At 67.1% G+C, this 8,956-nt stretch carries 8 protein-coding genes and 1 pseudogene; 4 read left to right on the top strand and 5 right to left on the bottom strand.

Features of this window, described 5'->3' with window-relative positions; all coding sequences use genetic code 11:
- Positions 1 to 240, bottom strand: a pseudogene (locus N878_RS29445) (AraC family transcriptional regulator); the annotation flags it as partial.
- Positions 241 to 293: 53 nt separating this feature from the next.
- Here N878_RS29445 and N878_RS05585 point away from each other — a divergent pair.
- Both N878_RS05585 and N878_RS05580 read left to right on the top strand, forming a co-directional pair.
- Positions 294 to 1,115: a UDP-2,3-diacylglucosamine diphosphatase gene (locus tag N878_RS05585; protein ID WP_021442696.1), complete on the top strand. Its 822-nt coding sequence runs from the start codon at positions 294 to 296 to the stop codon at positions 1,113 to 1,115.
- The gene (locus tag N878_RS05580) at positions 1,112 to 2,146 is read left to right on the top strand and encodes a glycosyltransferase family 1 protein (RefSeq protein ID WP_021442695.1); all 1,035 of its coding nucleotides are present in this window, start codon (positions 1,112 to 1,114) and stop codon (positions 2,144 to 2,146) included. Before N878_RS05585 ends, N878_RS05580 begins: the two co-directional genes overlap by 4 nt.
- 45 nt (positions 2,147 to 2,191) lie before the next feature.
- Here N878_RS05580 and N878_RS05575 read toward each other — a convergent pair whose 3' ends face one another.
- Positions 2,192 to 3,580: an adenylate/guanylate cyclase domain-containing protein gene (locus N878_RS05575; RefSeq protein ID WP_021442694.1), complete on the bottom strand. Its 1,389-nt coding sequence runs from the start codon at positions 3,578 to 3,580 to the stop codon at positions 2,192 to 2,194.
- Positions 3,581 to 3,832: 252 nt separating this feature from the next.
- Positions 3,833 to 4,150, bottom strand: coding sequence for an Mpo1-like protein (locus N878_RS05570; protein ID WP_021442693.1), 318 nt, complete (start codon positions 4,148 to 4,150; stop codon positions 3,833 to 3,835).
- 272 nt (positions 4,151 to 4,422) lie between these two features.
- On the opposite strand from N878_RS05570, the gene N878_RS05565 reads away from it, so the two are divergent.
- Positions 4,423 to 5,424: an AraC family transcriptional regulator gene (locus tag N878_RS05565; RefSeq protein WP_021442692.1), complete on the top strand. Its 1,002-nt coding sequence runs from the start codon at positions 4,423 to 4,425 to the stop codon at positions 5,422 to 5,424.
- Positions 5,425 to 5,559: 135 nt separating this feature from the next.
- On the opposite strand, the gene N878_RS05560 is transcribed toward N878_RS05565, so the two are convergent.
- Both N878_RS05560 and N878_RS05555 read right to left on the bottom strand, forming a co-directional pair.
- Positions 5,560 to 7,014: a TrkH family potassium uptake protein gene (locus tag N878_RS05560; protein WP_021442691.1), complete on the bottom strand. Its 1,455-nt coding sequence runs from the start codon at positions 7,012 to 7,014 to the stop codon at positions 5,560 to 5,562.
- A gap of 4 nt (positions 7,015 to 7,018) precedes the next feature.
- Entirely contained in the window at positions 7,019 to 8,473 is a 1,455-nt protein-coding gene (locus N878_RS05555; RefSeq protein WP_021442690.1) for a TrkH family potassium uptake protein, read from the bottom strand.
- A gap of 148 nt (positions 8,474 to 8,621) precedes the next feature.
- On the opposite strand from N878_RS05555, the gene N878_RS05550 reads away from it, so the two are divergent.
- A partial coding sequence (locus tag N878_RS05550; protein ID WP_036987435.1) for a YkgJ family cysteine cluster protein occupies positions 8,622 to 8,956 on the top strand: 335 nt, incomplete at its 3' end.

Below are 8,956 nucleotides of genomic sequence, written 5' to 3'. Positions count from 1 at the left end.
CCGGCCGGCACCCCGCCAGTTGGTGGCGCCGTACCCGGCTGCCCTGGCCGTCCCCTCGAACTGCAGCTCGCCGGCCAGGCCGAACACCAGCTGGGCATGGTCGTGGCTGTGGCACAGCAGTTCATGGCTGTAGTGACGCAGGGACAGGATCGGGGGCATGGCGGCTTCCTCGGCAACGCCGGCAGTGTACCGCCTGTCCGGGGCTGGCGCTGCGTCATCGAACGGTCTTTTGCCTGTCACAAGTCTTTCACCGCCAGCGCTCAAGCTCGTCGAAAACCAGCCGGAGCACGCCCATGACCAGCGCCCAGCTCGCCAAGCCCAGCCGCAAGCAACGTGTCCGCACCCTGTGGATCTCCGACGTGCACCTCGGCACCCGCGACTGCCAGGCCGAGCACCTGGCGGCCTTCCTCAAGCGTTATTCGGCCGACCGCATCTACCTGGTCGGCGACATCATCGACGGCTGGAAGCTGCGCGGCGGCATCTACTGGCCGCAGGCGCACACCAACGTGATCCGCCGCCTGCTGACCATGAGCAAGCGCGGCACCGAGGTGATCTACGTCACCGGCAACCACGACGAATTCCTGCGCCGCTATTCCAGCCTGATGCTGGGCAATATCCAGCTGGTCGACGAGGCCGAGCACGTCACCGTCGACGGCCGTCGTCTGCTGGTGATCCACGGCGACCAGTTCGACGTGATCACCCGCTACCACCGCTGGCTGGCCTTTCTCGGCGACTCGGCCTACGAGTTCACCCTGACCCTCAACCGCTGGCTCAACCATTGGCGCAGCCGCTGGGGCTACGGCTACTGGTCGCTGTCGGCCTACCTCAAGCACAAGGTCAAGACCGCGGTGAACTTCATCAGCGACTTCGAGGAGGCCATCGCCCACGAATGCGTCAAGCGCGGCCTGCAGGGCGTGGTCTGCGGCCATATCCACCACGCCGAGATTCGCCAGGTCGGTGGCGTGGAGTACATGAACTGCGGCGACTGGGTGGAGTCCTGCACCGCGCTGATCGAGCACTGGGACGGACAGATCGAGCTGTACCGCCTGGCCGAGGCGCAGGCGCGTCTGGCCGGCGAGGAGCAGGCCGCCGCCGTGCTCGAGAGCGGCGCATGAGGATACTGATCGTCTCCGACGCCTGGACGCCGCAGGTCAACGGCGTGGTCACCAGTCTGCAGGCCCTGGTGCGCGAGCTGCGCGGCCTGGGCCATCAGGTCAAGCTGCTGTCGCCGGCGGACTTTCGTGCCGTGCCCTGTCCGAGCTACCCGGAGATTCCGCTGGTGTGGAACCTGTGGCGGGTCGGCGCGGCGATCCGCGACTTTCGTCCCGACTGCGTCCACCTGGCCACCGAGGGGCCGCTGGGCTGGACGGCGCGGCGCTGGCTGGTCAGGCGTGGCCTGGCCTTTTCCACGGCCATCCACACCCGTTTTCCCGAATACGTCAGCACCCGCTGGCCGTGGATCGCGCCGCGCTGGGGCTATGCCTTCCTGCGCGCCTTCCATCGCCCCAGCCAGGCGGTGCTGGTGACCACCGAGCGGCTGCGCGAGGAGTTCGCCGGCTGGCGCCTGCAGCGTCTGCAGCTGTGGCGCAAGGGCGTCGATAGCGAACTGTTTCGCGTCGACGGCGAGCGCCCGCGGCCGCCGCGGCCGATCTTTCTCTACGTCGGGCGCATCGCCCCGGAGAAGAACCTCGAGGCCTTTCTCGATCTGGATCTACCCGGCGAGAAGCGCGTGGTCGGCGACGGCCCGCAGCGCGAGGCGTTGCAGGCGCGCTATCCGCAGGTGCGCTTTCTCGGCTATCGCCATGGCCGGCAACTGGCCGAGGCCTACCAGGATGCGGCGGTGCTGGTGTTCCCGTCGCGCACCGATACCTACGGCCTGGTGATGCTGGAGGCGCTGGCCTGTGGCACGCCGGTGGCCGCCTATCCGGTGGCCGGGCCGCTGGATGTGCTGCAGCAGGGCGTCAGCGGGGTGATGGACGAGGATTTGCGCAGCGCCTGCCTGGCGGCGCTGGAACTGGACCGGGCGCGCTGCGCCGAGCTGGCTGCGGCGCAGTCCTGGCGCGCCTCGGCGCTGGAGTTTCTGGCGTTGCAGCCTTCTGTCGATGGCGAGCCGGTGCTGGGCGAGGCGCTGGCGGACGGCCGTTAGTGGGGGCGCACGGCGCACCCTACGCGAGCGTGCTCCGCGCAGACCTTACAGAATGACCTTGTCGCGCAGCTTCTCGGCGGCCTGGTTGAGCGCCTGGATCACCCGCTCCTTGTCGAAGTTCTGGATGCCGTTGGTGTCCAGGTACATGGAGAAGCCCGGCAGTTCGTGCTCGACGTAGCTGGAGGTGGCGCCCAGGTCGCGGCGGAAGTCCACCACCTGGTAGATCTGCACCGGGCGGGTGAAGCCCTTGACCGCGATCTGGCCCTTGTCGCGGCACATGATCACGTCCTTGACCAGCGAATAGGTCTCGTGGGAAATGAGGATCTCGCCGGATTCGGCAGCACTTTCCAGGCGGCTGGCGAGGTTCACGTCGCGGCCGATGATGGTGTAGTCCATGCGCGTGTCGGCGCCGAAGTTGCCCACCGTGCAGTAGCCGGTATTGAGCCCCATGCGGATTTCCAGCGGCTTGGTGATGCCCTGGGCGCGCCATTGCTGGCGCAGCACCTTCATGTGCTTGCGCATGGCGATGGCCATGGACACCGCCGCCACCGCGTCCTTCTTGGCGCCCTGGCTGCTGGGGTCGCCGAAGAAGATCATCACCGCATCGCCGATGAACTTGTCGATGGTGCCGCCGTATTTCAGGCAGATCTTCGACATCTCGTTGAGGTAGGTGTTGAGCAGGTCGGTCAGCGCCTCGGCTTCCAGCTCCTCGGACAGCTCGGTGAAGCCCTTGATATCGGAGAAGAACACCGTGAGCTTCTTGCGCTGGGTCTCCAGGCGCACGCTCTTCTTGCCGGTGAAGATCGACTCCCACACCTGCGGCGACAGGTATTTGGCCAGGTTGCGCGCCAGTCGCGCGGCCTTTTCCTGCTCGCGCTTGATCTCGCTGCGCACCTGGGCCAGGCGCAGGCCCTGCTGGTTGACGAAGTAGGCGGTGATGCAGATGTACAGGGTGGCGAAGAGGATACTGACCAGCGCCACCAGGGTCGGGGTGTCGGTATTGAGATGAACTTCCACCAGCGCGGCGCACAGCGCCAGGCTGCTGCCGGCCACTAGCAGGGCCAGGCCCAGGTAGCGCAGGCCGCCGATGACCAGGGCGCTGAAGCTCAGGGTGAGCAGGAACATCAGGCTGGGCACGCTGGAAAAGCCCAGCAGCACCGCGGCCGCGCCGGCATGCAGGGCGTCGATGAACAGCAGGGCGAGGTCGGTCTGCCCGGGGTGGTCGCGTTTGAAGCGGCGGCTGAGGTTGTGCGCCAGGTGCGGGTAGAGCAGGGCGTAGGGCACCATCCACAGGATGTCGTAGGCGAAGTGGCCGACGACGGTGCCGGCGGCGATGCTGGCGGCCGTGGCGATATAGGCCAGTACGCGCGAATAGTATTCGCGCAACGGCGGCGTCGGCAGCCCGTTGACACGGCTGGGGGTGGCTGACTTCATCTGCTGAAACTATCCCTGCTGGATTTCTGGCGTCTCTTGCTGGACGCCTGGAGTGGTCTGCAAGACCTGAGCCAGGAGCTCGGTGGGCGAGGATCATAACCAAGGGGGGGCGGTCAGCCAAGCGCGACCGCCGAGTGGCGCCAAAGTAACGGCAGGCGGTTGCTGGGAAGCTCCGTAGGGTGCGCGGTGCGCACCGCTGACAGGAAGGCCGGTGCGTGCGGCGCACCCCAAGAGGTGGCTGAAACCCTGCGGCTAGAAGCGGATGCGGCCGGTAAAGGCATCCTTGAGCATCACCCAGTCGCCCATCAGGCTGTACAGCGGGTACTGGAAGGTGGCCGGGCGGTTCTTCTCGAAGACGAAGTGGCCGACCCAGGCGAAGCCGTAGCCGGCCAGCGGCATGGCCAGCAGCCACAGCCACTGCTGGGTGGCCAGGGCATAGGCGAGGATCGCCAGCACCAGCAGGCTGCCGACGTAGTGCAGGCGGCGGCAGGTGGGGTTGCTGTGCTCCTGCAGGTAGTAGGGGTAGAACTCGGCGAAGCTCTGGTAGCGTTCGGTGGTCTGGGCGGTCATGGCGCACCTCCTGTTATTGTCGGCGTCAGTCTCTCGGGCATGCCAGGCAGGCACCCCCACATCATGAAGAACCACACAGCATGCCCACCGCCCTCATCCGGCGCTTCGCGCCACCTCCTCCCGCAGGCAGAAGGGTATAAGGAAGGTGCCGCTGTGCACTATCACATTAATTCGGCTGTCTCCCTGGGCCACTGACATAAGGTGCCAGTTTAGTATCCTTGCGCCGCCAAGCCGAGCGTTGACGGCCTGATCCAACCTACAAGAACAAGAGCATGAGCGAGAGAACCACATCCTCCAGCTGGGCCCTGGCCATAGTGCAGGCGCTGGAGCTGGGCGGCGTCGACTGCGCCAGGCTGTTTGCCGAGCTGGGCCTGGATTACGCGGCGTTGAGCGACCCCGACGCGCGCTTTCCGCAGGACGCCATGACCCGCCTGTGGCAGCGCGCGGTGGCGTTGTCCGGCAACCCGGCGATCGGCCTGAACATGGCGCAGGTGGTGCGTCCGGCCTCCTTCCACGTGGTCGGCTACGCGCTGATGTCCAGCCGCAACCTGCGCGACGGCTTCACCCGCCTGGTGCGCTACCAGCGCATCATCGGCGAGGGCGCCGACCTGAGCTTCCTGCCCCAGCCCGACGGCTATGCGCTGACCCTGGCGATCCACGGCGACCGCCTGCCGCCGGCGCGGCAGAGCGCCGAGGCGTCGCTGGCCTACTGCCTGGCGTTCTGCCGCTGGATGACCGGCAAGCCGATCCGTCCGCGCGAGATCCGCCTGCAGGGGCCGCCGCCCGCCGATCTGGCGCCCTACCAGCAGGTGTTCCAGGCACCGCTACGGTTCAATGCCGAGCATTACGGGCTGATCTTCGAGCGCGGCGATCTGGAGGCGCCGCTGCCCAGCGCCAACGAGGCGCTGGCGCAGTTGCACGACCGGTTCGCCGGCGACTACCTGGCGCGCTTCTGCGGCAGCCGCGTCACCCACCAGGCGCGTCAGGTGCTGTGCCGCCTGCTGCCGCAGGGCGAGCCGCGCCGCGAGGTGGTGGCGCAGGCCCTGCACCTGTCGCAGCGCACCCTGCAGCGGCGCCTGCAGGAGGAGGGCACCAGCTACCAGCAGCTGCTCGACGACACCCGCCGCGAGTTGGCCGAACAGTACCTGGCACAGCCCAACCTGACCTTGCTGGAAGTCGCCTACCTGCTCGGCTTCGCCGACCCGAGCAATTTCTTCCGCGCCTTCCGCCGCTGGTTCGAGGAAACCCCGGGCGAGTACCGCGCGCGGCTATGAAGGGGCCGTAGCCCGGATGCCATCCGGGCTACGGCCCTTGCGAATACGGGTTCGGGGGATTTCAGCTCGGCCAGGCAATCCGTTGCCTGCGCGCCTCGGCCCTGGGTGGGAGCCGCGGATCCGAACGGCTTGTTCTCAGTGGCGCCAGAAGGCGGGCAGCAGCAGCACCAGCACGGTGAGGATCTCCAGACGGCCCAGCAGCATGCCCAGGGTCAGCAGCCACTTGGCCAGATCCGGCAGGCTGGCGTAGTTGCCGGCCGGGCCGACCACTTCGCCCATCCCCGGGCCGACCCCGGAGACCATGGCCGCGGCGCCGGTCAGGGCGGTGATCCAGTCCACCCCGCACATGGCCACCGCCAGGGCCAGGCCGGCGATGGTGATGGTGTAGAAGAAGGCGAAGGCGAGGATCGAGCGGACGATGTCCTCGTCCAGGCGGTGGCGGTTGTACTGCTGCTTGATCACCGCGCGCGGGTGGATCAGCTGCTTGAGGTTGGCCTTGAGCAGGATGTAGGCGACCTGGAAGCGGAAGATCTTCAGGCCGCCGGCGGTGGAACCGGAGCAGCCGCCGACGAAGCCCAGGTAGAAGAACATCATGCTGGCGAAGGGGCCCCACAGGTGATAGTCACCGACGGCGAAGCCGGTGGTGGTCATGATCGAGGTGATGTTCACCGCCACATGGCGCAGCGCGTCGAGCCAGTGCAGGTCGGTGGAGAGCCATTTCCAGCCGGTCAGCACCAGCCAGCTGCCCAGCAGCAGCACGAGAAAGCCACGCACCTGCGCGTCGCGCGTCAGGGCCCGGTAGTTGCCGCGCAGGGTGGCGACATAGAGCACGAAGGGCAGGCTGCCGAGCACCATCACCAGCACCGCGACCCAGTGCACCGCCGGCTGCTGCCATTTGCCCAGCGAGGCGTCGGAGGTGGAGAAACCGCCGGTGGCGATGGCCGACATGGCATGGTTGATGGCGTCGAACAGGTTCATGCCGGCCAGCCAGAAGGCCAGCACGGCGAAGCTGCTGAGGCCGACATAGGCCAGCACCATGTACTTGGCGACCATGTGCGAGCGCGGCATGACCTTGTCCGAACGGTCCGAGGACTCGGTCTGGAACAGGCGCATGCCGCCGATGCGCAGCATCGGCAGGATCGCCACGGCCATGGCGATGAAGCCGATGCCGCCGAGCCAGTGCAGCAGCGAACGCCAGATCAGGGTGCCCGGCGACATGTCGTCCAAGCCACTGAACACCGTGGCGCCGGTGGCGGTGATGCCGGACATGCTCTCGAAGTAGGCGTCGGTGATGCTGGCGCGTTCGGCGAAGAGGAACGGCAGGGCGGCGAAGATCGACACCATCACCCAGCTCGACACCGTCAGCATGTACATGTCGCGCGGGCGCAGCTGGGTCTGCTGCGGGCGCCCCTGGGCGACCATGGCCACGCCGACCAGCGCGGTGATCAGGCTGGACCAGAGGAAGGCATTGATGCCCTGCGGCTGCTCGAACGCCAGCAGGGTGCCGATCGGCACCAGCATGCTGACCGCCAGGGTGATCAGGAAGATGCCGTTGATGAAGGCGAGGATACGCAGGCTGGACAGGGACATCGGCTCAGTGCTTCCAGAAGCTGCGGGTGACCAGCACCAGCACGGTGAGGATTTCCAGGCGGCCCAGCAGCATGCCCAGGGTCAGCAGCCACTTGGCCGAGTCCGGCAGGCTGGCGAAGTTGCCGGCCGGGCCGATGGTCGGACCGAGGCCCGGGCCGACGTTGCACACCGCGGTGGCGGCGCCGGTCAGCGCGGTGACCCAGTCCAGGCCGACCAGGGTCAGGGCCAGGGCCAGCACGCCGATGGTGATGGTGAAGAAGAAGGAGAAGGTGATCAGCGAGCGGACGATCTCCTCGTCCAGGTTGTGGTTGTTGTACTGCTGCTTGATCACCGCGCGCGGGTGCACCAGCTGCATCAGGTTGGCCTTGAGCAGCACGTAGGCGACCTGGAAGCGGAAGACCTTCAGACCGCCGGAGGTGGAGCCCGAGCAGCCGCCGACGAAGGTCAGGTAGAAGAACAGCAGCACGGCGAAGCCGCCCCAGGTGGTGTAGTCGCCCAAGGCGTAGCCGGTGGTGGTGACCACCGAGGTGACGTTGACCGCGACGATGCGCACGGCGTCCAGCCAGCTGTGCTCGGAGTGCAGCCACAGCCAGGTGCCGAACACCAGCCAGGTCAGCAGCAGGAAGCCGAGGAAGCCGCGTACCTGGTGGTCGCGCAGCAGCGCCTGGCGGTTGCCGCGCACGAAGGCGACGTAGAGCATGAAGGGCAGGCCGCCGAGGATCATCAGCAGCACGGAGGTCCAGTGCACCGCCGGTTGTGGCCAGTTGGCCAGGGACGAGTCGGAGGTGGAATAGCCGCCGGTGGAGATCGAGGTCATCGCGTGGTTGATCGCCTCGAAGGGGTTCATGCCGGCGGCCCAGTAGGCCAGGAAGCCGAGCCCGGTGAGGGCCAGGTAGACCAGCAGCAGGTACTTGGCGGCCATGTGCGAGCGCGGCATCACCTTCTCGCCCCAGTCCGAGGACTCGGTCTGGAACAGGCGCATGCCGCCGACCCGCAGCAGCGGCAGGATGGCCACGGCCATGCCGATGAAGCCGATGCCGCCCAGCCATTGCAGCATCGAACGCCAGATCAGGATGCCCGGCGACATGTCGTCCAGGCCGACCAGCACGGTGGAACCGGTGGTGGTGACGCCGCTCATGGTCTCGAAGAAGGCGTCGGTGTAGCTGATATGGGCAATGAGCATCATCGGCAGGGCGGCGAAGCAGCACACCACGCTCCAGCTGCCGGTGGTCAGCAGGTACATGTCGCGCGGGCGCAGCTGGGCGTTCTGCGGGCGCCCGGGAATCACCAGGGCCAGGCCGGCGATCAGGGTGATCAGGCTCGACCAGAGGAAGGCGTCGAGGTCTTCGGGGTGTTCGAAGATCAGCAGGGTGAGCATGGGAATGACCATGCTCACCGCCAGAGTAATGAGAAAGATGCCGATGATGAAACCGATGATGCGCAGCGTCGGCAAGGCCATGGAGTGGGCTCTGGCAGGTTGCAAAAGGCGTCATTCTACCCGCGGACGGGCGGCTGTAAACCGCCGCGGACGGGGCTTTACAAGCGCATGGCGGAGAATAGAATAGCCGCCAGTTGCCGGCGTCCGCCGGTTTCCGAGTCCTCCTCAAATGTCCGACGCTAATCCCTGCCTCACGTGCGGCGCCTGCTGCGCGTTTTTTCGTGTGTCCTTCTTCTGGGGCGAGTGCCAATCGGCCGGCGGTAGCGTGCCGGACGAGCAGGTCATCCAGATCAGCCCGCACTACGTCGCCATGCGCGGCACCGAAAGCAAACCGGCGCGCTGCACCCAGCTGCTCGGCGAGGTCGGCTGCGGCGTGCGCTGCACCCTGTACGAACAGCGCTCGAGCAGTTGCCGCGAGTTCGACGCGTCCTGGGAGAACGGCGTGCACAACCCGCGCTGCGACGAGGCGCGCCAGGCCCACGGCCTGCCGCCGCTGACGCCGCC

This window comes from Pseudomonas sp. EGD-AK9, assembly GCF_000465935.2.
Classification (GTDB): domain Bacteria; phylum Pseudomonadota; class Gammaproteobacteria; order Pseudomonadales; family Pseudomonadaceae; genus Aquipseudomonas.
The sequence above is the reverse complement of the archived record's forward strand: the minus strand, read 5'-3'. Positions and strand labels throughout refer to the sequence as shown.

Excerpts from the sequence above, each read along its gene's own strand:
- N878_RS05575 (WP_021442694.1), bottom strand. The coding sequence starts at position 3,580 with ATGAAGTCAGCCACCCCCAGCCGTGTCAACGGGCTGCCGACGCCGCCG.
- N878_RS05560 (WP_021442691.1), bottom strand. The coding sequence starts at position 7,014 with ATGTCCCTGTCCAGCCTGCGTATCCTCGCCTTCATCAACGGCATCTTC.
- N878_RS05555 (WP_021442690.1), bottom strand. The coding sequence starts at position 8,473 with ATGGCCTTGCCGACGCTGCGCATCATCGGTTTCATCATCGGCATCTTT.
- N878_RS05580 (WP_021442695.1), top strand. The coding sequence starts at position 1,112 with ATGAGGATACTGATCGTCTCCGACGCCTGGACGCCGCAGGTCAACGGC.
- N878_RS05570 (WP_021442693.1), bottom strand. The coding sequence starts at position 4,150 with ATGACCGCCCAGACCACCGAACGCTACCAGAGCTTCGCCGAGTTCTAC.
- N878_RS05585 (WP_021442696.1), top strand. The coding sequence starts at position 294 with ATGACCAGCGCCCAGCTCGCCAAGCCCAGCCGCAAGCAACGTGTCCGC.
- N878_RS05565 (WP_021442692.1), top strand. The coding sequence starts at position 4,423 with ATGAGCGAGAGAACCACATCCTCCAGCTGGGCCCTGGCCATAGTGCAG.